The organism is Streptosporangium sp. NPDC020072 (assembly GCF_040631445.1).
In the GTDB taxonomy this organism is placed as follows: domain Bacteria; phylum Actinomycetota; class Actinomycetes; order Streptosporangiales; family Streptosporangiaceae; genus Streptosporangium.
The window spans coordinates 184961-206501 of sequence record NZ_JBEYAB010000011.1 but is presented as its reverse complement, the minus strand read 5'-3'; the positions used below and the strand labels follow the sequence as shown (position 1 = coordinate 206501).

The following is a 21541-nucleotide window of genomic DNA, read 5'->3' as shown; positions in this document are numbered from 1 at the left end:
CCCGGTTCTCACCGGGCGGGCAGCGGGGAGTCCGGGCCGGTCAGCCACCGCTCGACCGCCTCGCTCATCCGCCCGCCCACGTCGAGCGCCGCGGCCTTTGCGGCCACCGGGTTGGTGCCCGCGGCCTGGGAGAGGATCACCCCGAGCACCAGGCGTCCCCGCACCCGCGAGGCCCAGACCAGGTTGCCTCCTGCGGCGGTGCCAGAGCCGGTCTTGACGCCGATGACGCCGTGCCTGTTCAGCAGCGTGTTCGTGTTGGCCAGCCTGAGCGCGTCCCCGGGGACGACGGTCTCGGCCCGTGAGACCACCTCACGGAAGACCGGGTCGCGCATCGCCTGCCTGGCCAGCCTGAGCTGGTCGGAGGCGGTGCTGACGGTGCTGTCCTCGTTGCCGCTGGCGCCGGTGTACGTGGTGGCCTTCATGCCCAGGCGGCGGGCCTCGGCGTTCATCCGCGCGACGAAGCGCTCCTGGGAGCCGGAGTCCCAGCGGGCCAGGAGACGGGCCACGTTGTTGCCCGAGGGCACCAGCATCAGCTCAAGCATGCGGCGCAGCCGTACCCTGCGGCCCTCCCGCAGCGGGACGGTCGACTCCTGTGGCAGGTAGGACTCGTTGGCGGCGGTGTGGTCGACCGTGACCAGCGGGCCGTTCTCGCCGGGCCGCAGCGGGTGGCGGCGCAGGATCACGTAGGCGGTCATCACCTTCGTCACGCTGGCGATGGGCACCGGCCGCCGCCCGCCGCTGAGACCCAGGTTGCCCACCCCCTCGACCTCGACCGTGGCCTGCCCCTCGGCGGGCCACGGCAGCGGCACGCCGGGCACCGTGGCTCCGGAGACGGCCGGTACGGCGCCGCAGCCGCTCAGCAGGACGAACGCCAGGAGATAAGCCAGGACATATCGCATACGTGAAACGGTGTGCCGCTGATGTCTCCGGCCCGTCGCCGTCGTGTCTTCACCGTGGCTTAATCGTGTATCAGCCGTGTATCAGGCAGGGAGCCTGAGGGTGGCGACGGCGCCGCCCTCGGGGGCATTGGCCAGGGTCAGGCCGGCGCCGATGACGTGTGCCTGGCCGAGCGCGATCGTGAGCCCCAGACCGTGGCCCCGGCCGCGTTCTGCGGCACCGGTGCGAAAGCGCTTCGGCCCGTCGGCCAGGAGCTCGGGCGGGAAACCCGGCCCGTGGTCGCGGACCTCGACCACGTTGTCCCCGACGGTGATCTCGACCGGCGGGCCGCCGTGACGGTGGGCGTTGAGGACGAGGTTGGCCAGGATGCGGTCCAGGCGGCGCGGGTCGGTCTCGGCCACCGGATCCCCCGAGACGGTCACCGCCACCTCGACCCCGACGCGGGCCGCCGACCGTCGCGCCAGCTCGGCCAGCGGCACCCGGACCCGCTCGGCGACCTCGGCGCCCGCGTCCAGCCTGGAGACCTCCAGCAGGTCCTCGACCAGCGAGCGCAGCACCCCGACCCGGTCACGCACCAGGTCGGCCGCCTCCCCCTCGTCGAGCAGCCCGGCCACGGTGACCAGACCCATCAGCGGGGTGCGCAGGTCGTGGGCGACGTCGGCGGTGAAGCGCTGCTCGGCCAGCAGCCGGTACTGCAGACTCGCCGCCATGGAGTCGACGGCCACGGAGATGTCGGCGATCTCGTCACGCCCGAGCCCGCGCCCCGGGGCGGCGACACGGGCGTTCAGGTCGCCGTCGGCGATCCTGCGGGCGGTGGCGGCGACCCGCCTCAGCCGCCGGTTGGTCAGCTCGGCCAGGCCGACCGAGACCGGGACCACGACCGCGAGCGCGATCAGCGCGGCCTGGACCATGGCGCGGTCCAGGGCGTGCAACCTCACCCTCTCCGAGCCCATCTCCAGCCGGGAGAAGGCCACCAGATCCCCGTCGATCCGCTGCGCGGCCCACATCCACGGCCGCGTCGGCCTGCCGTCGTCGTACCAGGCGGCGGCCTCGTCGCCGGTCAGCAGAGCCCGCAGGGAGTCGGGCAGCTCGCCGAGCCGCCCGATCCGCCCGATCCAGGCGGCGGGATCCTCGGCGGGAGCGTTCGCACGGTAACCCTCGACGGCCTTGTGGACCGACTCCACCGCCCGCTCCTTGGCCTGCCCCATCGTGCGGTCGAAGGTCGTCCGGTGGACCAGCACCCCGACCACGGCGGTCACCGCGCAGCAGGCCAGCGTGATCAGCGCCGCCACCTTCCAGCGCAGCGAGGGCTTCATGCCTTGCGCAGCTTGTAACCGAACCCGCGCACGGTCTCGATCCGGTCAGCGCCGATCTTCTTGCGCAGCCGCTGCACGCACAGGTCGACGACCCGGCTGTCGCCGTCCCAGCCGTAGTCCCACACGTCGCGCAGCAGGGTGGCGCGTTCGAGCACGATCCCCGGATTGGCCGCGAACTCCAGCAGCAGCCGCAACTCGGTCGGCGCCAGCGCCACAGGCCGCCCGCCGAGCCGTACCTCAAGGGCGGCCGGATCGACGGTCAGCTCGCCGAACCTCAGCACGCCGGGCTGGGAGACCGGGGCGGTGGTACGGCGCAGCAGCGATCTGATCCTGGCCACCAGCACCGGGATGTCGACCGGTTTGACCACGTAGTCGTCGGCCCCGGCCTCCAGCCCGGAGACCACGTCGGGGGAGTCGCCGCGCGCCGACATCATCAGGATCGGCACCTGGCTGGTCTCCCTGACCCTGCGGCACAGGCCGATGCCGTCGAGCCCGGGGAGCATCACGTCGAGCACCAGCAGGTCGTGGTCACCGGCCAGGAAGGACTCCAGGCCGCCCAGGCCGTCCGAGGCGGTGGCCATGCGGTAGCCGTACCGCTCAAGGGCCATCGAGACGCCTCTGCGGATCACGTCGTCGTCCTCGACGAGCAGGATGGAGGTCACGATGTACCTTATGCGCCCCGGACCGCCCTGTTCACCGCCGCAGCGGGTCGCGGTCGGGGAGGCCTGCCGACGCTGCTCGGCGGGCCGGCGACGCCAGTGTGCGCTGGATGATGAAGTACTCGGCCACGACCACGTTGACCAGGATGGACGCCCAGCCACTGGCGTCGTAGATCTCGTCGAACGGCAACGAGACGAACGACTGCTTCAGCTGCAGGCCGACGGCCAGATAGACGCGCAGGGAGACGGCGGCGAAGGTCAGGGCGTAGTTACGGATCATCCAGATCCGATGCAGCTGTACGTCGCCGCGGCGAATGCTCCGGTACGCCTCGGCCAGCGTGTACAGCCAGGCCACGACGAGCAGGTAGAACGCGACCTGGATCGAGAAGCCGCTGAGTGAGAACGTCGCGGCGAACGCCGCCGCGCCGGAGGCGATCAGGACGGAGATCATGTAGACCCGGCCCATCACCCGGTGCAGCCCGGGCCTGCGGACGCGCGGCCAGGTCATGAACTGCAGGGGGCCGATGATCAGAGCAAGACCGCCGGGAACGGCGTGCACGGCGAGGGACAGGTAGTGCAGTGCCACGTTCGGGTCGATCGGCACGCTGCTGTCGGCCGGGTTCCCCGACAGGTAAGGGGGCACCGCGTAGGCGGTGATGCCGATCGCGGACACGGCCATCAGCCCCCACAGTGCCCACCACCGGCGGCGGCTGGTCCTGGGGGCGGGCGAGGCGGTCATAGGGGTACTCCAATACCGGTGGACGAGTGGGCCTGCCGACGGGGTTCGGGTCCGGCCGGACGGATATCGCGTTGAGGACGGCGCCGCCGCCCGGATGCCTCTTCGGCGGAGCGCTCCACCACATGTCCGGCACCGCAGGGGCGGCGGATCCCGGCGTCCCGGGTCGGTGCCGGTCACCACCCCTCCTGTGGGCTGGGCCGTTTCCCGTGGGCGTTCATCACGCTAGTGAGCGGAAAGAGAATTTGGCAGTGTTAGATTTTCCGAACGGGGCGCGGTTTCCTTGGAGCCGTGGAGGGGATGCCGTACGGTCACCGCATGACATCCGACGAAGCGGCTACCGACGTACCGCCACTGCGCCGGCGGCGCCGGGCCGTCGCCGTCCAGGAGATCGTGACCGCCGCCGAGCGCCACCTCACCGAACACGGGCCCGCCGCGATGTCCCTGCGAGCGGTCGCCCGAAGTCTCGGAATGACCGTGCAGGCGCTCTACCACTACTTCCCGAGCCGGGACCACCTCGTCACGACACTCATCGCCAAGGCGTACGACGACCTCGCCGACGCCGTGCAGGGTGCCGTCGACGCCGCCCCGGACAGGACGACGGTGCCGCGTGCGGTGCTGGCCGCCGAGGGCTACCGGCGCTGGGCCATGGTCAATCCCGAGCGGTTCCAGCTCATCTACGGAACGCCGCTGCGGCACTACGAGGCGCCTGCCGAGGGGCCGACCACCCAGGCCGTCCGTCGGATGAGCGCCATATTCATGCGTGAACTGTTCGGTGAGTTCTCCACGGAGCAACTGGCCGCGGCCGACACCCCGGAACTCTCACCTTCGTTCAGGGCGCACCTGGAACACCTGCCCCCGGACGGCCTCGGAGCCCTGCCGCCCCCCGCGGTGTCCCTCTTCCTGGACGCGTGGGGGCGCATGCACGGTCTCGTGGCCCTGGAGGTGTTCGGGCACACCACGTTCATCGGCGCCCACCAGGCCGAGGTCTTCCACGTGGCGATGCGGAACATGTGCAGAGACGTTCACCGCCGGATTCCGGCGGACCGGGCCGGTCTTCGAGAAGCGGGAGACGCACGGCAGGCTTCGAGGCCCTGAGCCACTCGTGAAGTGGCGTCGTGGTTGCGATCATTTACCCCAGGCGTGTTCCCGGTGGCGGGCCGCCGTCCGAAGTGTGACCAGACCTGAGGCGGTTGCTTGAGCATGGTGATCGAATCCGATGACGAGCGGTCAGGGGCGAGCGGGACGCGCAACGAGCTTTCCGGCCAGGTCGGGGGCAACGTCGTGCAGGCCGGAGTCATCCAGCACCTCACGTTCGCGGCCCAGGAGCCGCCCGTCGCCGAGATTCCCCGGCAGCTGCCTCCCGAACCGCGCGACTTCGTCAACAGGGTCAGGGAACTGGACGAGCTGGACCGGCTCCTCGCCGAGGGCGGTGACGGTTCCGCGCCCCTGGTGGCCGTCGTGAACGGCCTCGGCGGGGTGGGCAAGAGCGCGCTGAGCCGCCGCTGGGCGCACCGGGTGCGTGAGCGGTTCACCGACGGTCAGCTCTACGCCAGCCTGGGCGACCTGCGTCACGGGGGCGGGGTCGCGGTGAGCGACGTGCTCGGCGGTTTCCTGCGGGCCCTGGGCGTCCGCGAGGCGGGCATCCCCGCCGACCCGTCCGAGCGGGCGGCCCTGTTCCGCTCCAGGACCGCTGACCTGCGGCTTCTCATCCTGCTCGACGACGTCGAACACGCCGCCCAGGTGACGCCGGTGCTTCCGGCGTCCGGGAGCGGCGTCGTCGTGGTGACCAGCCACAGCAGACTCGGCGAACTGGTCGTCACCGGCGCGGTCCCGGTCCCGCTCGCACCACTCGACGAGGAGCAGGGGGTACGGCTGCTCGCGGGCGTGCTCGGGGAGGAGCGCGTCCACGCGGAACCGCAGGCCGCCGGGGAGCTGGCGCGGCTGTGCGGAGGGCTGCCGGTCGCGCTGCGGGTGGCCGCCGCCCGCCTGGCGCAGCGGCGCGGACGGCCGATCGCCAGGCTGGTGACGGAGCTGACCGACGAGCGCCGCAGGCTGGAACGCCTGGCGGTCGGGGGGAAGACGATCGTGGAGGCGGTGTTCGAGACGGCGTGCCGGGCGCTGCCGCCCGGGGCGGGACGGCTCTACCGGCTGCTTGGCGCGGTCCCGGTCGCCGACCTCTCGGTCCAGGCCGTGCAGGTCGTGGCGGGAACGGGGGAGCGGGAGACGGAGGAGTCGCTGGAACTGCTCCTTGAGGCCAATCTCCTTGAGGAGACCGCGCAGGAGCGTTACCGGTTCCACGACCTGGTCAGGCTGCACGCGGCCCGGCTCGCCGAGCGGGAGGAGGCCCCCGGGGAGCGGGAGGCGGCGCTCGGCCGGATGGCCCGCTGGTACCGGGCGTGCGCCATGGCGGCCGACCGGGCGGTCACGAGGTCCCGGCTGCGTCTGGCCCCCGCCCCCGAGCCGGTCGAGCCCGAGGTGACGTTCTCCTCGGCGCGGCAGGCCCTGGACTGGCTGGACGGTGAGCGCGGCAACATGCTCGCCGTCCTCCGCCTCGCGGAGCGGGCCGGATGGGACGACGTCGTCTGGCAGACGGTCGAGGCGCTGTGGGTGCTGCACCACAGCCGCAAGCACTACGCCGACTGGATCGAGGCGGGCAGGCTGGGCACCCTGGCCGCGGGCCGCCTCGGGAACCGGGCCGCGGAGGCCCGCATGCGCAACCAGACGGCCAGGGCGTTCGTCGAACTCGGCGAGCTCGGGCCCGCGGACGAGGAACTGCGCCTGGCCAGGTCCCTGGCCGTGGAGTCCGGCGACCGGCGGCTTGAGGCGGCGGTGCTTGAGTCACTCGGCCAGGTCGAGCTGGCCCGAGGGGCCTTCGACGCCGCGATCGGGCACTTCACCGAGGCCCTGGCCGTCAACGAAGCGCTGGGCAGGACCCGGGGCGCGGGGCTGCAGTCCTACCATCTCGGCCTGACCCACACCGCGGCGGGCCGCCCCCGGGAGGCGTTCGAGGCGTTCGAGCGGGCCAGGGGGCTGATCGGGACCGAGGACGAGACCAGCCAGGCGAAGATCGACATCGAGCTGGGACTCGTCCACCGGATGCTCGGCAGGCCGCAGGAGATCGTGGGGAGGGTGACGGAGGCGGCGCGCACCATGCGGGCCAGGGGCGTCCCCCTCAAGGAGGCCAGGGCCTGGGAGATCCTGGCCGGCCTCACCGCCGACCTGGGAGACGAGCGGGGCTCGGAGGAGCACCTGCGCCGGGCGATCGCCGTCTACCTCGACCTGGGGAAGACGGCGAAGGCCGACGAGCTGGGCGGACGCCTGCCCCCTCCGGCCCCGGCGGACTCCTGACTCACGGCCGGACGGGGGTGACCTCGACGCGACCCTCGACGGCTCCGAGCCGTAGCCGCAACACGGACGGCGGCTCCCCGGCGCGGCGCTCGGAGACCAGCCAGCCGTACAGCGCGGAGGGCAGGCACGAGAGGTCCGTCACCTGGGAGGTCTCCGGCAGGCCGAGGACGAACTCCCGCCCGTCACGCCGCAGGACGACGTGGACCCGGCGCCCGTCGACGACCGCGGCGGCCAGCGCGCAGCCCGGGTGGCGCCGTACGGCCTCCCGCGCCCACTCCGGTGAGCCGTCGCGGTGCACGATGACGGCCGCGCTCTCCAGCAGCCGCCGGTTCAGCTCCTCGGCGTCCACGGTGAGGTGCGTCTCGCGTGGCTCGCCGTCGAGGGGGCGGGTGACGGCCGCCGGGAAACGCCGCATCGTCACGGCCCCGTCCTCGCCGGCCCACGTCTCCACCAGGAACGAGGCCGGAGCCGGCTGCGCCCCGTACGGCTCGGCGAACGGCACCCCCGGCGCGGAACCGGGCGGATGGGCGAGGTCCATGAGCCGGTAGGCCACCTCGCGCAGCGACTCGCCCGCGCGGCCGAGGTTTCCCAGCGTACGGCCCGTCACGCGGTCGTAGGCCCCGGGCACGTGCGCGGAGAGGGCCTCCTCCACCTGTTCGAGCAGACCACGGCGCCGGTCGAGCCGGGGCAGGACCCCGCACAGCTCGGCGGTCGGGGAGGACGGGTCGAGCTCCTGCGCCTCCCGCCCCGAGGAGGCCAGCAGCACCGGCCGCCCGAGCGCCGCCCCGTAGAAGGTGACCGACCCGTGGTCGCCGACGACCACGTCCGAGGCGATCAGCGCCGCCTGCCACCCCCGTTCCGGGGGGATCACCGTCAGGCCCGCGCTCCGCTCACGCGCCAGCCACAGCCGTAACTGCAGCTCGCCGTGGTGGAGCGGGATGTTCGGATGCGTCACAAGCGCCACGCGGTACTCGTCGAGGGGAAGCTCGGCCAGCAGACGGGGCAACACGTCGCCGTTGGCCCCGTACAGGGAGTGCTCACCCCAGGTCGAGCTGACCAGCACCAGCCTGAGACCGTCGGGAACGCCGAGCGCGCGCCGGTAACGCCTCCTGCGCGGCAGGTGCGCGACCAGCCGGTCGAAGGACGGGTCCCCGGTGACCGTGGCGACGGTCACGGCCTCGGGGCAGTAGCGCGCCAGGCGTCCCAGCTGCTCCTGGTGGGACAGGGCGATCGCGGCGGGCACCACCCGGCCGTCGCGGACCAGCTGGCTGCGCGCCAGGCCCGAGACCTCGGGGCCGTAGCCGTTCCCGGTGCGCAGCAGGCGGTTGTGACCGGCGCCGTGGGGCATCAGCAGCAGCGGGGCGTCGATCCGGTGCAGGTCCCCGTTGGCGCTGGCGGACAGCGCCAGGTCGAACCGCGTCGCCACCGCCTGCGCCCACGGGATGGTCCTCGCCCCCGCCGCCCGCAGGTAGACGTCGAGCCCGTCGTCGAAGGCCGACCCCTCGACGGTCGTGAACAGCGTCCGGACGCGCAGGTCGGAGCCGAACATGGGCAGCACGTCGAGCAGCCGGCCCGCCGAGGTCATGTTCCTGGCCACGGCCAGGACGCTGCGGCGGGTGCGGACGGTGCCCCAGGTGCCCGCCGGAGAATCCCCCGCCCACGGCCGGTCCTCGCCGCTCACGATCCTCCGACCGGGTAATCCAGACACTCGGGCCAGCAGTGATTTTCAACGAGCATGTACCATACCGCCTGATCCTTCGGCGCCGGAAACGAGAAGAGTTCCCGCCGCCAAGCGGTTTCCCCTTTTCCGTGAACACGCTTCCCGGCGCCATATGAATGGCAGGGAAAAGAACCGCGGTTCCGGAGCGCCCGGATATGTGGCCGAGGAAGGGGGGAAGTACCGTCTGCGTGGGAGATCGGACGCCCATCGCCTCGTCCGTACCGTTCAGGGGAACGAATGAACAAGATGTGTTCTATGTAGTGCTTTGACCTGCGGTTTTCCCGATCGTCATAGGCTCCGTTCCGGTTCTGTTCCAGTCCCCAGGATCTCGCGGTGGAACGCTGCGTTGATCACCTTCTCGGCTCGATTCTCACTGCCGGACATCAGGTGCGTGTACGTCCGCAGCGTGTATCCCGGGTCCGAGTGCCCAAGGTACTCGGCCAGCGCCTTGACGGACACACCGGCGTCAAGCAGCATGCTGGCGAAGTAGTGCCGTAGCGCATGCATACCATGCTGGCGGATGGCCTGGTTGGGACGCCCAGGTGTCCGCTCGTCGACCTGCTCCTGGGTGACTACGCCCGCGCGGACGAGAGCAGGCCTCCAGACCTTGTCGCTGATGGTGCAGCCGCGCAGCGCGTTGGAGTTACGGCCAGTAATGATCAGTCGCAATGTGCGAGGTTTCCCGTCTAGCTCCTCCCAGGGAAGGGTCACCTCGCGAGCTGGAAACTGAATCTGGTACTTCTTCAGCGCCTCGGCGATAGATGCCGGTAGGGGGACTGCCCGTATGCGGTCGTGCTTGGGCAGGGCGAACAGCGGCCTTGAGCGGACCAACTTCACCTGCTGCCGTACGTGGACGACGGCCTTGTCAAAGTCCACCGCGTCTTCGCTGAGGCCGAGGATTTCGCCCTTCCTCAGGCCACATCCGGCGCCCAAGAGCGCCATGATGGCGTATCGTTCCGGCAGCGCGGCGTGTACTGCGAGCACACGTTCCGTGGTCCACGGCACGACTTGGCGTGGCTCGACCTTAGGTCGCTTAATGCTCTTCGACGCGCATGGGTTCTTGGCGATCAGGTCGTCGTCTACGGCGCTCTGAAGAATCTGTTCGAAGAGCCTGAGAACATTGCGAATGGTAGTTTTCGACAGCTTGGTTTCGAGGTGCTTGATCCAGGCGCGGATCTCGCTGGGCAGGATAGAGCCAATCTCGCGATGTCCGAACCGTGGCTTAATGTGCACCCGCCAATACCCGCCGTAGATCTGCCGTGTGGAGGGGTCCGCGACCAGCGACTTCAGCCAGCCTTCTTCACCGCCCTCGGTGCCCTCGGCAAGGGCGATCAGACGTTTCTTGGCACCGTTGGGGTCGATGTAGTTACCTCGCGTCTTGTCGGCGTCCATCCTCGAGCCGTGGTTCTCGGCATCGACTTTCTTCGTGAACGCCTGCGTCTGTTCCCGCCCTTCGGGGTTGGTCCAGACAGCTAACCAGCGCTTCCCCTTCCCGTGGCGTGCGGTCTTTTCCCGTCTCGTCTTGCCGTCTGGGTCCTTCACGGTCTTGAACCACAGGTCCTTGACGCGGGCCATCGTGCTTCTCCTGAGGGGTTGACCGGCGCGTGGCGGGTTGCTTTGTCTGGCATTTCGCCTGGTAGCAGGAGTGCAACCTTCTGCGAATCGCTCTCCGTGCAACTCGCCTCTCGCACCGTGTTGATCTTGTTAGTGCCTCTCGCGTTCGCGCGAGCTGCACGCTATGGTGCACTTAGATCAAAAAGTTCACTAAGTTGTATTATTTGTACCACATGAGATTTCCGGGGCGCGGCGAGAGTCTGCGCCCGGGACGCCCGCCCCTCAGGAGCCGCCCGGCCGGACAAAAAGAAAGGCGCCCCCCGCGAAGCGGAGAGCGCCTGAGCCACATGGCCAGTGACACCGCACCCCTGACCGGTTCCAGGTTGGTCGCCAGACGAACCGATCGGGTTGGTGCCCCTAGATGCTTGGAGCCGAAGATACCACCTTGCCAAGCGTTCGCCCCAGCACGCCCGAACACCTGGGCGGCTCCACGGCGGAACGCCTCTCAGCTTTCCCTGATCCCATTCCGCACGGTGGTTCTGTCGGCTGTTCCCAAGGGCATGCGCCGCGCCACCTCTCAACGTGCATTCCTACGCGCTGTCAAGGAACACTCCGATGTCCTTGCGCTCCGGTGCCACGCCTATAGGAACCTGACAGAGGTGGCGGCCAAGCTGGCTGCCTGGGCCGACTGGACAACGATGACCACCCGCCCGACCGAGCAGCGCATCGCTGACGACCTCGACCTGGCGTTGTCCACCGTGAAGCGCTGGATCAGATGGTTGCGTGAACGCGGCTTCCTCGGTGTCGTGGAGGAAGGCACCACTGTCCGGTTCCGCAGGGGCACCCGGTGCGGGCTCGACGACGACGGCATGGGGAACCGGGCGGCGGTGTGGGTGCTCTGTATCCCTTTGGAGCTGGACGAACACGCTCCGGACACCGACAAAACGACAAGTGAACCCCCTTCATTGACTCTCCCTAAGAGAGTCAATGAAGGTCCTACGCACACGCGCGAGGGAAGATCATCTTCGCGCCGCCAGGGGAAACGAATCTCAACGACCGGCGAGCCCACCGCTACGCCAGGGACCCGCAAGCACGCTCTTCAGGTCGCCCAGAAGCTCTACGACGCAAGCAGCACGCTGCAGCGGCTGACACCGTGGTACATCCGTTACCTGATCAAGACCTTTGTCGCTGCCGAGTGGACCGCGAGCGATGTGCTTCACGCCTTGGATCACAAGCCGGACGGGACCGCATGGACCTACACCTGGACGAGCCGCGACCAGATCCGCAATGTTCCCGGGTGGGTGCGCTTCCGGCTGTCAGCTTGGCTGGACGAGCACGGCCGGCCTCTGCCCGGAAAGTTGCAGCGGCTCAAGCTCGCGGCCGAGCAGCTTCGCGCCGAGCAACGGGCTGCACGCGCGCAGTCGGAGAAGAGGAATGCACAACGTGCCGGAGGGACGGGTGCAGCGTACGTTGACCGGGCCCGGAAGGCGCGGGAAATGTTGGCGCAGGCCTCTCCGGCGGCCGCGCGGGTTATGCGGGAGAAGGGTTCTGCGCAGCCTCGCCGAGTGGTGGAGCGCTCTCGGTGGGAGCGGATTGACCAGGCCGCGCAAGCGGCGGTCTCGGCGCAGCCGATGCTCGTCGAGGAGTCAGCTCCCGTCCAAGAGGTCGATGCGGAGTTGATGCGTCGCCGGTTATCGCGGGCACGGGCGGTAGAGCGGGCACGTCGTGAACGGCAGAGACCGCCGGACCGACAAAACGACAAATCCGATTTATTCCGTAAAGGCGGCGTCGAAGGCGATGGGGCATGCGCAGATACTGCTCTGCGCGAATCAGATCGACGCTGAGACGATTTTGTGGTGCGCGTGGTATCTGGATGTGCTTAGAGCTTTGAGCGTCTCAGATTGCGTCTGAGACGTTAATCAAATCGTGACCAATTGGAGTGGCCACCGGTTCCCTGATTGTATTTATACGTCTCCTAAATGTGTTAACTTGGAATTCCAAGCACCACACGAAACCGCTGATGACCAGCCGAAACGCCACAAAGGAAACCGTGACCGCCACCATTCCCGCCCCATACTGCATCGCGCGGGCCGCATGGGAAGAAAACGCCACCCTCACATCCACGATGGACGGCATCGTCTACAGCGCAGCCGCCTGGCAACTACACACCGAATACGACGGCAATTGGGACCACGCCATCACCGTCGAGACTGAACTGATCACAAGCGCTGCCACCTTCTGGATCGCCAAACGTTGGGACGGCACTTACAACACCAGCGGCGAAGGATTCTCCTACGAAGACCTGGCGCCGAAGCACCAGGCTGAACTCCTCGCGGACATCGTCGCCCACGTCGGAGAGTTCGAGGACGAGTTCTGCGTCCCCATCGACTTCCGCGAACGGCCGACACCGCCCCAGCTCCGCTAATAGCGGTGCCGACATCAACTGATTAAGCCCCGCGACCGCCACGATCGCGGGGCCTCTTCACACCTGAGGAGAACAACATGGACACTCTCACCACCGGCACCTGCGGCGAACTACTAGTGGCCGCCACGGAGGTCCGCGACGCAGGCGGCACCACGACCCAGATGCTCCACACGATCGCGCGAATGCTGACCGGGCCGAACGCCTCCCCGCCTCAGATCGAACAGAAGACAGTCAGTGTGTTCAACACGGCGGGCTTCTACTACGACGACCTGTCCAGCGAGTACGAAACCGAGACCGGAGCCACCCCATACCCACACGAAACCGCGACGTTCGACGACCTGGTCGGCCACGACCAGATGAGAGTCATCCGGTACGTCATCACCTCGCACGGTGAACCGGACACGCTGGTCGAACCGCCTGCACCGCCGGTCGAACTCGCCGACCACCTGCTCAACGGCTTGCGTAAGGCGGCCACGCTCAAGGTAGAGTCCGGCCCGCACTTCGGGCCCACCTACCTCTCGATCCGTGAGGCGCTGGTGACGCTGCTCAGAACCCAGTCCGTGAACCGCACGCTGGCAGTCGAGTCCATCAATTACGCGCTGGAGACCGGCAAGTGCATCACCGAGGCCGTCGCGCACGTGGACGGTCAGCTGTGATCACAACGACCCAAGACGCCAGCACCCGGAGCATCGCCGAATACCTCCTGGAGACGCTGAGACTGCTCGACCGAGCCGACAACCAACGACTGGCTGCCCAGCACGGTGGCGCCTACGGCGACGTACGTGAAGCCCTGATCAAGGTCCTGGCCGAGGAAAGCTGGGGCCGAGGGATGGCTGACGAGGCGATCTACCTAGCGATGGACTCTCACATCTCGATAGCCGACGCGATGATGGCCACCCGCACGGGCTACCAGACGAACACCATCGTCGAAGTCACCGACGAGATCACGCAGCAGATCGCCGACGCGATCGGAAAGCACTTCAACGCTGACCGCGACTACTGGCCGAAGGTCATGCCGTCGGACTGGGACGGCGAGGCCGGCCGCGTCATCGTCTGGGACAACATGCCCGACTGGACGTTCCTCGCCTGCTGGGGCGGATACGACGAAGGATGCGACTGCCCGTCGATCCCGCTACCTGCAGGCGTCTGGGTCGAGGCGATCAACCCGCAGGCATTGCGTGTCCTGCGCTCCTGAAGGCTGATGGCCGGACCCGCCACAGGCCCGGCCATCCCAACACCACAAAGCCTGGCCCGAAAGGGCCTAAACCCGAGCCTATCGGCTTCCAACCCTGAAGGACCAATGAAGTACATCGACATCAGCATCCGCCGTTACCAGGTGGCCATACCAGGCAGCCAGATCGGGCCAATCATCACTGAAGACCTCCAGGTGATCCGGTCCTTGCGTCCGGCCCGTCTCGCGGGCCTGCCGCTCGCTATCACCGCGTTGCCGCTCAGGGTCGAACGGGTGCCTGCCTGCTCTTGGTGTCGCGCTCGACCGCGTGTGATCGAATACGACTGTGACGGACCGTACACGACCGTGACCTGTGACGCCCCACAGTGCATAGAGGGGCGTCATCGCGCGTACGAAGGGATCATCGCCTACCCCTCTCACCAACGCGGCGGAGAAAGCCCAAGGACCATCCAGCCCATCCGCGTGCGCGGAGAGGCCCCGCCGAGCGGCATCGTGACAGTAGACGAGTGGGGCGACATCACCTGCCTGTGCGGCAACACCCCGTCGTACGCCGGTTTCCACCCCTGCTTGCCCGGCGGCGCACTCGTCGAGCCCGACCATCCCGACTGGAACGACCTCTACTGGTGCGCCGGTGTCGGCTGCCCCGGCGTGATCGTGGACTACCGATACATCGACCTGGAAGAGGACTCATCCCAAGACGTCGCCAAGGCATTCCCCATGGAGATCGACGACGAATGCGGAGACTGCTCGGCGCCTAAGGGAGCACCCCCGGAAGGCCACCACTACGACTGCTCCATCAACTGGACCTAATCACAACACCGCCAGCTAATAGCGGTATCGCAATCAAAATCCGATAGCCCACCCCGCGGGGCGGGCCACTCCCCTTTGAGAAAGAACCAAGGAATGTCCGCCATCACCACCCGCAAGTTCCTCAACCTGGACGCCCCGCCGCACAAGGCTTTCCTCCACCTGGAGAACAGTCCCGTGTGGGAGGAAGCCGACCAGGCAACCGCCCCAATGGGGTACTGGGCATACCGTCACACCATTTGCGGCGAGATCGTCTACGTGCCAAGCCTCGCCGCCACTGGCGGCGACGAGATGGCCCGCGCCGTAATGGATATCTGCATGACGGAAGTCCTTGCCGACCCGGAGACGACGGACACCGACTGGTGGGCGCTGACGTATCACCTGTCGGGGGTCGTCCGATTGAGGCGCGTCACGCGGTGGACGACGGATCAGGCACTCGGCTACATCCGGTCACTGTCGGAGCTGCGGCCGGGAGCCACTGATGTTTAACGACAACCTCGACCGCGAGCGCGGCTACGCCTACATGGCGGTCAGTTCGAACGGTGGCGGCAACGTCTACGTGACCGGCCGCTCCTGCCTCACCTGCGCACCTCCCGAGCGCGACCCGAATAACCGGCGTCCTGTGCCCTGCGAATGGGCGCGGGCACACGCCTGGAACACCGTCCGCAACTGGGGTGCGGGCGCCTACGTCCAGCGCATCCCCATCGTCGAACTTCCTCTGGAACTTCAGCACTGAAAGGAGCCACCCGTGTTCCAACCGAACCGGACCGCCGCCCAGATCATTACCCGACTCCGCCGGGACGGCTTCACCGTAGACGTCCCCGCAGAACCGTACCGTCGCGTCTACCAGCTTCGGCTCAGCCGCGGCCTGTACCTCGGAGCCCTCGATGTCTCCGCCGACAAGGGGCGATCTCTGCGGATCTCCCTTACCTGGGTGCCGAACAGAACCAAGAGGGAGGGCGGTGGTGCGTCCGAAATCATCGACCTGCTCAACTGCCTACCCGAGCACGGCTGGACGAAGTGACGGTGATTCGGGACGTCCTGGTAGCGACCGGCGACCGAGACGCCGACGCTTACCTCCGGATCGTCCGCACCATCCTGCCCATGCAAAGGGCCCTTGACCAGTCGCGCGCCGCCCTCGAGAACGGCCAGCCCCAGCAGTCCGTGTTGTACGGCGACCCGCCTAGTTACGAGGAAGCGGGCTTCGTCGCCGCCCAGGCTGAAGAGGACATGGAGGTGACGTGGGCGGCCGCACACGAGCATTTCAAGCTGGCAGCCGCTCGGAACAGAGTCGCAGCCGATCGGGCGGACGCGGAGGCGACCTTGATGTTCGAGGAGTACTTCGCGGCTCACAGATGAACCACCACACATCACCTGGTCAACGTCGTGGCCAGGCCACTCACAACCACCTCAACGAGGGTGATCAATGATGAGAATTCGACCTTCCGTCAGCCCAGCTACCAACCGCACCGTGATTACCGCAAAGGCGCAATTGCGCGGATGGGCCGTCAAGACTGACCAGGTCGGCAACGACGGCACCATTGAACTGACGTTGGCCCGCGACGACTGGACGATCTACGTCGCGATTCAGGTAGAGAAAGCGTTCGCGGCCGCCATCAAGCGACCTGGTCACTCCCACCCGGCCGTCCTTCCGCTTTCCTCCGTGAGCCGATACCTGCAGAGCCACCGGGAGCAGATGGCGGCGTTCCGCTGCGGTCAGCGGGTTGTCGTCGGCGACAAGCCCGGCGTGGTGGAGGACATCGTCCCTGACGAGACAACGGTCAGGCTCGTTGTCCGCTACGACGACGGCAGCGCAGGGGAGCCCTACACCACGCACGTCCGCGCCGAGGGAAAGCGGACGAAGTGAAGCTCATCCGCCGACCGATCGCGCTGCTGAATCACCGCATTTACCAGACCCCGGACGACGAGCACACCTACATCCTCGCGCCGGGCCGTCACGGAAAGGACTTCCACGTTCCCGGCTGCCCGAAGCTCAAAGGCATCACCGAGACGAGCAAGGTGACCGGCACTTACCAGGTCATTTTCGACTGTGTGAACGTATGGCCCTGCAGCTTCTGCCAACCACACGCGCAGCATAAGGTGACCCTTCCGGACGGCACCCCGCGCTACCGGCCTATGGGGCCGATCGCATACGGCACACACGGCGAACTCCTGCAGAAACACGGCAAGTACGCCTTGTGCGACCAAAGCCGAGGCCGGTGGCGGGTCCGAGAGTGGGCAGCAGACGGGCCGGCCGCACTCGCCCGCGCCGCCACACTCGGGGTGACGGTGATCCTCGGTCCTCCCGACGCCCAGTACGGCCTCCCCGTCGAGTCGGAGACGCAGCAGTGACCCCACCCTCCATGCCCGTCAAAGTCGAAGGCGTCGTCAAAGGACAGGACGGCTTGTACATCGTGTTGCGCGTTCGCGAGAACGGCGGCCTGATCAAGGCCCGCCATGAGACGACCAACACCATCTGGCACCTGGTCCCGCGCGCCGGAACCTGGGTCCGGCTGTAATCGCTCGCAGCCCCGCCCGACGGCAGTACCGCAATTAAGGAGAAATCAATGCCCCGCGACCCCAACGACTCTCAGGTGGAACGGCGTCCATGCCCATCCTGCGGCACCTGCTCGCGCATCATCACCCGTGGCGACTCACGAGGCACGATCGTTTCCAAGTGCTGTGAGGCAACGCTCGACAGCGGAGCCGACGAGGGTGACGAAGGTAACGAGCCCGAGGTTCTCATCGAAAACGGCACGCTTGTCTGCCCCTGGCTCGACTGCCGTGCCACCGACAACATCGTTGAGCTGGACGTGGCGAGCCGGGAGAACGTCCTGTACCTCTCGGAGAACGGCGTGATCGCCGCGCACCTCGGCGACAGCAGCTTCGAGAACGACGGCTTCGAGTGCCTGACGTGCAACCGCGCCGTATCGATTCCTGACGCCTACGAGATCATCCACTCCTAAAAGCTAATAGCGCTACCGCAATTAACTATCTGAACTGGGAGAACGCCAAAATGGCGACCGCCACAAAGAAGCCCCGAAGGCGCCGCAGCGTCACGCAGGCCATGAAAGACCGCGACACCGCCAGCCGTACCGCGGCGACCGAGGCCCTTCACGCCTACGCCGTGCTCTGCCTCTCCGACCCGGCCGAACTGGAGCAGTTCCGCGACATCGCGGCGAGCGTCGGCTGGAAGTACGACCCCGCCAGCGACGACCCCGGCTACTCCCTGCAGAACGTCGCGTTGCTCGCCGCGCAGCGCCGCCCGCTCACCTGGTGCGGCGGCTTCGACTACTGGCTCACGCAGGGGCGGTGCGTCGCCAAGGGAGAGAAGTCTCTCGGCACGTGGCGTCACATCGGTCGGAAGAAGACCGACGAGGAGCAGGCCGAGGAGAAGAAGCTCACCGAGGAGGGCTGGCAGAGCACGAAGCGCGGCCCACGTTACTACGTGAAGCGCGGCACATTTGACATCGCCCAGACCGTACCGGGCGAACGGTGCCCGCACTGCGGCACCACCCCAACTGGCCCCGACGACCACACCACGCAGTGCCCATCGGACTGCGTCGTGTTCGCGCCCCGGCCCGGCGGCAAACCGCCCCGAGAACTCGTCATCGAGCTGATGCAGAGCCAGCTCAAGGACACCGACGAGGACGAAGGCGGCGAGAAGTGACCTCGGACCCGACGACGAGGAGGGGCCGCCGCCAGATCGCCCGCAACGCTCGCCGACACGGCTACTACGACCTTCCCGCCAGGGACGGACAGGGGCGGAAGCTCCAGGTCAACTGCCCGCTGTGTCGCGAGCGGGTCAGTACCGCGTGGGAAAGCAGCAAGACCTACAGCGCGCTGCTCGACGTCGCGATGGACACCCACCTGCTCCACGACTGCGAGCACGGCCCCCAGCAGTAACCACCCCCGGCGCAGGGCGGCGGGTGGCTGCCCTGCGCCTCTCCATGAGTGAGGCATTTTGATTACGATCACGCACAACCACGAGGATGGCACCCTCGTGGACGGCACCGTCAAGGGCGACGGCGCATGGGAGATCCTGCGCAAGCACGGCTTCCACTTCTTCCCGTCCATCAAGACGATCGGAATCCGCCAGTCTCGGGACCAGGTGGCCAAGCGCTGGAAGATCAACGGCGCCGCCGAGGCCTTGCGGAACGCCGGGTTCGAGGTCGTCGTCGAGATAGACGACACCCCGCGCGACCGCGCCCGAGTCCTCGCCGATCAAGCCGATCGGCTGGACGACCGGCGCGACGCTCTCGCGGCGAAAGCAGCGCGCCACGCCGGCCACGCCGCGGCCGCCGCCGACCGCGCTAACCAGATCTCGGAGCGATTCGCAGGCGGGCAGCCCATCCTCATCGGACACCCTTCCGAACGTGGCGCGCGGCGCGACCAAAAGCGCATGGACACCGCCATGCGCAAGAGCATCGAGGAGGACGAGGCCGCGCAGGACGCCGCCCGCCGCGCAAACGCGGTCGGTAGCCAAGCCACCTACTCCGCGCGGCCGCGCGTCACCGCCCGCCGGATCAAGAGGCTGGAGTCGGACCTACGGCGGGTACAGCGCAACCTCGACGGCTACACACGTAGGCACCTGAAGCACGACGGCACACCGTACTACATCGAGAAGCATGAGCCCGCGACCGGCGAGTACCGCGAACAGCTCCTCGCGCAGAAGGAGCACATCGAAAATCAGCTCGCCTACGACCGGCAGCAGCTCGTCGCCGCTACAGACGAAGGCGAGTTCGTCGAGTGGGGCAAACACAACATCCACCCTGGCGACCGCGTGTGGGCCTGGGGGTACAACGGGCTCGCCCTCAAAACCAACCCCACCACCGTCGAGCTCGGTTTTCGGAACCACTGGACGCCGAAGGTGAAGTACACCGACGTCCTGAAGGTCGAGTGCCCGCACGGTGGCGAGCTTGCGATCGTCGCGCACAAGGAACCCGCCCGTGCCCGGCTGGCGGCGCCGAAGGTCCTAGTACCGAAACTCGACACCGACCAGCTGGAGGCGGCCAGACGGAGGACCCTCGACGTGCGCGTGGGACGGGACCGGGAAGCGTTCGTGTCCCCGCCCGCCGTGGTGGACAAACTCATGGAACTGGCCGGGATTGAGTCCGGCATGAGCGTCCTCGAACCCTCAGCAGGCACCGGCAACATCGCCCTGGCGGCCGTCGAACTGGGAGCGGTCGTGGACTGTGTAGAACTCGACAACGGTCTAGCGAACGTCCTCGTCGAGCGCGTCCCCGGCGTGAACAGCGTGCACCGCACGGACTTCCTTGACCTGGAGCGGATGGAACAGGCCGCCTACGACAGGGTCGTAATGAACCCGCCGTTCTCCGGTGGGAAGGACCTCGCGCACGTCACTCACGCACTCGGCTTCCTGAAGCCCGGCGGTCGTCTCGTCGCGGTGATGGCCGCCGGGGTGCTGCACCAGAAGTTTAAGGCAGTCGAACGGTTCCGCTCCCTGGTCGAGGAGCGCAGCGGCTGGTTCGAGGAACTGCCCGAGAACTCGTTCGCTCCTGCGACCGGTGCAAGCACGGTCGTCGTGGTCATTCCCGCCGAGCAGTAGCCGCCGACCTTGCGCGCCCCCGTCGCTCTGAGCCAGGGGCGGGGGCCATTTCCGGAAGACTGTAATAAATCACAAACCGTCAGGGCCCTCAGTCTCCGTCTGCGGTCTGTCGCCGTTTAGGAGTATGAGCAGTTCCTCGGCAAACTCAAACTCACGCCCTCTAAGATCTGCCTCTACCATTGCTCGCTGAGCAGCTTCGAGGATCCTTTCGCTCTTTCGAGAAGGCGGTATGTTTAGAACTTGCCTAATATCGTCCAGAACTTGCTCGGGGGAGGAGGGGGTTTTTGAGGCTCTTGTAATCCATTCGGCTAACACCATGGTTGTGGCGGTGCTGATTGTCATCTGCCTATCGGAAATCAGCTCGGCAAGCCGATGGCGCGCCCACTTGCCTAGTTTAGTTTTCCCCGTGAAGACGCGCATCGCAAATCCGTTATAATGATTCGATGCCGAGAGATTATCCGCTTGCTCTAGAGTTGCTCTGCTGATTTTTGCGCTGAGGTATGTCGCGGCATGTCGAAGGAAGGAGGTAACGTCGATCAGGTAAAAAGGCTGACCTGTCCGGACAGCCATTTCCTCGACTAGCTCTACACGTGGCCCCTGGGTTCGGCCGTTTTCTCTCCAGACCCAGTCTTCTTTTGCGTCCCGTGTGACAAACAAAACAGGAAGCTGGCGCTTCGTGGCCTCAAGAATAATCTGCTCCCACAGTATGTAATCGCCTAGAGCGTGCGGATCATCCTTATGTTTGTCCTTGTATCCAGGGGGAATTTTATTTGCGATCCTACGTAACCCTTCCTTCTCTATGGTGGGTATGCTCTGAGAAGGCGGCGGCGATCCGATCTTTCCCTCCATTAAAGTATCCAGTTGTAGAAATATCGGGTCCTCGTCTGGATGTGCGTGAGGCGGGACGTCGAACTGGTAAAGAGCAGATACCGCATTCTTGATATTTGTCACGGCCTGATCCATGATCTCTTCGAGATCTTTTGTCGCCTTTTGTTGAAGGCCGCGACGCTTTCCCAACTCCCGCAGTATTGGCTTTACTGATCGCTCGACCGCTTGGCTTATTTCGTCGGCAGCGTTAACGCACTCCTGTACAACGCCTAAGCGGCCGCGCACAAACTCCAGGCCGACTTGGTGTGGAATCCACAGTCGATTGCCCACCAGTTGGAGAGCGCTTAAAAACTCTCGACGAGCATCGCCGTTCAATCGATAGGCGTCGAAGAGGGCGTTGGTATCGAAGGCGATCATCCCGCGCTTCATGAAGACGGAGAGTTGGTCACTAGAGGGCCGAAAGTACCCAGGGAAGAGAGTCCGTAAC

The 21541-nt window shown here is 67.0% G+C and carries 24 protein-coding genes; 17 read left to right on the top strand and 7 right to left on the bottom strand.

Going from position 1 to position 21541, the window contains the following annotated elements:
* Positions 1-8 precede the first annotated feature (8 nt).
* The 4 genes from ABZ470_RS26745 to ABZ470_RS26730 form a co-directional block, all read right to left on the bottom strand.
* On the bottom strand, positions 9-899 hold the full coding sequence (locus ABZ470_RS26745; RefSeq protein WP_352011816.1) for a hypothetical protein: 891 nt from the start codon (positions 897-899) through the stop codon (positions 9-11).
* A gap of 81 nt (positions 900-980) precedes the next feature.
* Positions 981-2213, bottom strand: coding sequence for a HAMP domain-containing sensor histidine kinase (locus ABZ470_RS26740; RefSeq protein WP_362914696.1), 1233 nt, complete (start codon positions 2211-2213; stop codon positions 981-983).
* Positions 2210-2875 carry a two-component system response regulator CseB gene (cseB, locus tag ABZ470_RS26735; protein WP_362776271.1) on the bottom strand — a complete coding sequence of 222 codons (666 nt, stop codon included), beginning with the start codon at positions 2873-2875 and terminating at the stop codon, positions 2210-2212. The genes ABZ470_RS26740 and cseB overlap by 4 nt, the downstream gene beginning before the upstream one ends.
* Positions 2876-2906: 31 nt before the next feature.
* Complete coding sequence (locus tag ABZ470_RS26730; protein ID WP_362914694.1) at positions 2907-3611, bottom strand: DUF2306 domain-containing protein; 705 nt, start codon at positions 3609-3611, stop codon at positions 2907-2909.
* Positions 3612-3926: 315 nt separating this feature from the next.
* On the opposite strand from ABZ470_RS26730, the gene ABZ470_RS26725 reads away from it, so the two are divergent.
* Positions 3927-4706 carry a TetR/AcrR family transcriptional regulator gene (locus tag ABZ470_RS26725; protein WP_352011820.1) on the top strand — a complete coding sequence of 260 codons (780 nt, stop codon included), beginning with the start codon at positions 3927-3929 and terminating at the stop codon, positions 4704-4706.
* A 105-nt stretch (positions 4707-4811) separates the two neighbouring features.
* Complete coding sequence (locus ABZ470_RS26720) at positions 4812-6959, top strand: NB-ARC domain-containing protein (RefSeq protein ID WP_362914692.1); 2148 nt, start codon at positions 4812-4814, stop codon at positions 6957-6959.
* A gap of 1 nt (position 6960) precedes the next feature.
* Here the strand turns inward: ABZ470_RS26720 and ABZ470_RS26715 are convergent, their stop codons facing one another.
* The gene (locus ABZ470_RS26715; protein ID WP_362914690.1) at positions 6961-8640 is read right to left on the bottom strand and encodes a translation initiation factor IF-2; all 1680 of its coding nucleotides are present in this window, start codon (positions 8638-8640) and stop codon (positions 6961-6963) included.
* 327 nt (positions 8641-8967) lie between these two features.
* A complete protein-coding gene (locus tag ABZ470_RS26710) occupies positions 8968-10254 on the bottom strand; it encodes a tyrosine-type recombinase/integrase (protein ID WP_362914688.1) in 1287 nt (428 codons plus the stop codon).
* Positions 10255-10892: 638 nt separating this feature from the next.
* On the opposite strand from ABZ470_RS26710, the gene ABZ470_RS26705 reads away from it, so the two are divergent.
* The 15 genes from ABZ470_RS26705 (at position 10893) to ABZ470_RS26635 (ending at position 20226) form a co-directional block, all read left to right on the top strand.
* A complete protein-coding gene (locus ABZ470_RS26705) occupies positions 10893-12077 on the top strand; it encodes a hypothetical protein (protein ID WP_362914686.1) in 1185 nt (394 codons plus the stop codon).
* Between the two features lie 206 nt (positions 12078-12283).
* Complete coding sequence (locus ABZ470_RS26700) at positions 12284-12658, top strand: hypothetical protein (RefSeq protein ID WP_362914684.1); 375 nt, start codon at positions 12284-12286, stop codon at positions 12656-12658.
* A gap of 77 nt (positions 12659-12735) precedes the next feature.
* Entirely contained in the window at positions 12736-13314 is a 579-nt protein-coding gene (locus ABZ470_RS26695; RefSeq protein WP_362914682.1) for a hypothetical protein, read from the top strand.
* Positions 13311-13853, top strand: coding sequence for a hypothetical protein (locus ABZ470_RS26690; RefSeq protein WP_362914680.1), 543 nt, complete (start codon positions 13311-13313; stop codon positions 13851-13853). Before ABZ470_RS26695 ends, ABZ470_RS26690 begins: the two co-directional genes overlap by 4 nt.
* A gap of 105 nt (positions 13854-13958) precedes the next feature.
* The gene (locus ABZ470_RS26685) at positions 13959-14660 is read left to right on the top strand and encodes a hypothetical protein (protein ID WP_362914678.1); all 702 of its coding nucleotides are present in this window, start codon (positions 13959-13961) and stop codon (positions 14658-14660) included.
* Between the two features lie 93 nt (positions 14661-14753).
* Complete coding sequence (locus tag ABZ470_RS26680) at positions 14754-15146, top strand: hypothetical protein (RefSeq protein WP_362914676.1); 393 nt, start codon at positions 14754-14756, stop codon at positions 15144-15146.
* Positions 15139-15393: a hypothetical protein gene (locus tag ABZ470_RS26675; RefSeq protein WP_362914674.1), complete on the top strand. Its 255-nt coding sequence runs from the start codon at positions 15139-15141 to the stop codon at positions 15391-15393. The genes ABZ470_RS26680 and ABZ470_RS26675 overlap by 8 nt, the downstream gene beginning before the upstream one ends.
* A 12-nt stretch (positions 15394-15405) precedes the next feature.
* Positions 15406-15681, top strand: coding sequence for a hypothetical protein (locus tag ABZ470_RS26670; RefSeq protein ID WP_362914672.1), 276 nt, complete (start codon positions 15406-15408; stop codon positions 15679-15681).
* A gap of 2 nt (positions 15682-15683) precedes the next feature.
* Positions 15684-16016, top strand: a complete 333-nt coding sequence (locus ABZ470_RS26665; RefSeq protein ID WP_362914670.1) for a hypothetical protein — start codon at positions 15684-15686, stop codon at positions 16014-16016.
* A gap of 112 nt (positions 16017-16128) precedes the next feature.
* Positions 16129-16524 carry a hypothetical protein gene (locus ABZ470_RS26660; RefSeq protein WP_362914668.1) on the top strand — a complete coding sequence of 132 codons (396 nt, stop codon included), beginning with the start codon at positions 16129-16131 and terminating at the stop codon, positions 16522-16524.
* Positions 16521-17009, top strand: coding sequence for a hypothetical protein (locus ABZ470_RS26655; protein WP_362914666.1), 489 nt, complete (start codon positions 16521-16523; stop codon positions 17007-17009). The genes ABZ470_RS26660 and ABZ470_RS26655 overlap by 4 nt, the downstream gene beginning before the upstream one ends.
* A gap of 215 nt (positions 17010-17224) precedes the next feature.
* Positions 17225-17623: a hypothetical protein gene (locus ABZ470_RS26650; RefSeq protein ID WP_362914664.1), complete on the top strand. Its 399-nt coding sequence runs from the start codon at positions 17225-17227 to the stop codon at positions 17621-17623.
* A 101-nt stretch (positions 17624-17724) separates the two neighbouring features.
* Positions 17725-18327, top strand: coding sequence for an ArdC-like ssDNA-binding domain-containing protein (locus ABZ470_RS26645; protein WP_362914662.1), 603 nt, complete (start codon positions 17725-17727; stop codon positions 18325-18327).
* Positions 18324-18563 carry a hypothetical protein gene (locus ABZ470_RS26640; protein ID WP_362914660.1) on the top strand — a complete coding sequence of 80 codons (240 nt, stop codon included), beginning with the start codon at positions 18324-18326 and terminating at the stop codon, positions 18561-18563. The genes ABZ470_RS26645 and ABZ470_RS26640 overlap by 4 nt, the downstream gene beginning before the upstream one ends.
* 58 nt (positions 18564-18621) lie before the next feature.
* Positions 18622-20226 (top strand): DUF3560 domain-containing protein, encoded by a 1605-nt coding sequence (locus tag ABZ470_RS26635; protein ID WP_362914657.1) that lies wholly within the window; start codon positions 18622-18624, stop codon positions 20224-20226.
* Between the two features lie 69 nt (positions 20227-20295).
* On the opposite strand, the gene ABZ470_RS26630 is transcribed toward ABZ470_RS26635, so the two are convergent.
* Entirely contained in the window at positions 20296-21471 is a 1176-nt protein-coding gene (locus tag ABZ470_RS26630) for a PIN-like domain-containing protein (protein WP_362914655.1), read from the bottom strand.
* Positions 21472-21541 lie beyond the last annotated feature (70 nt).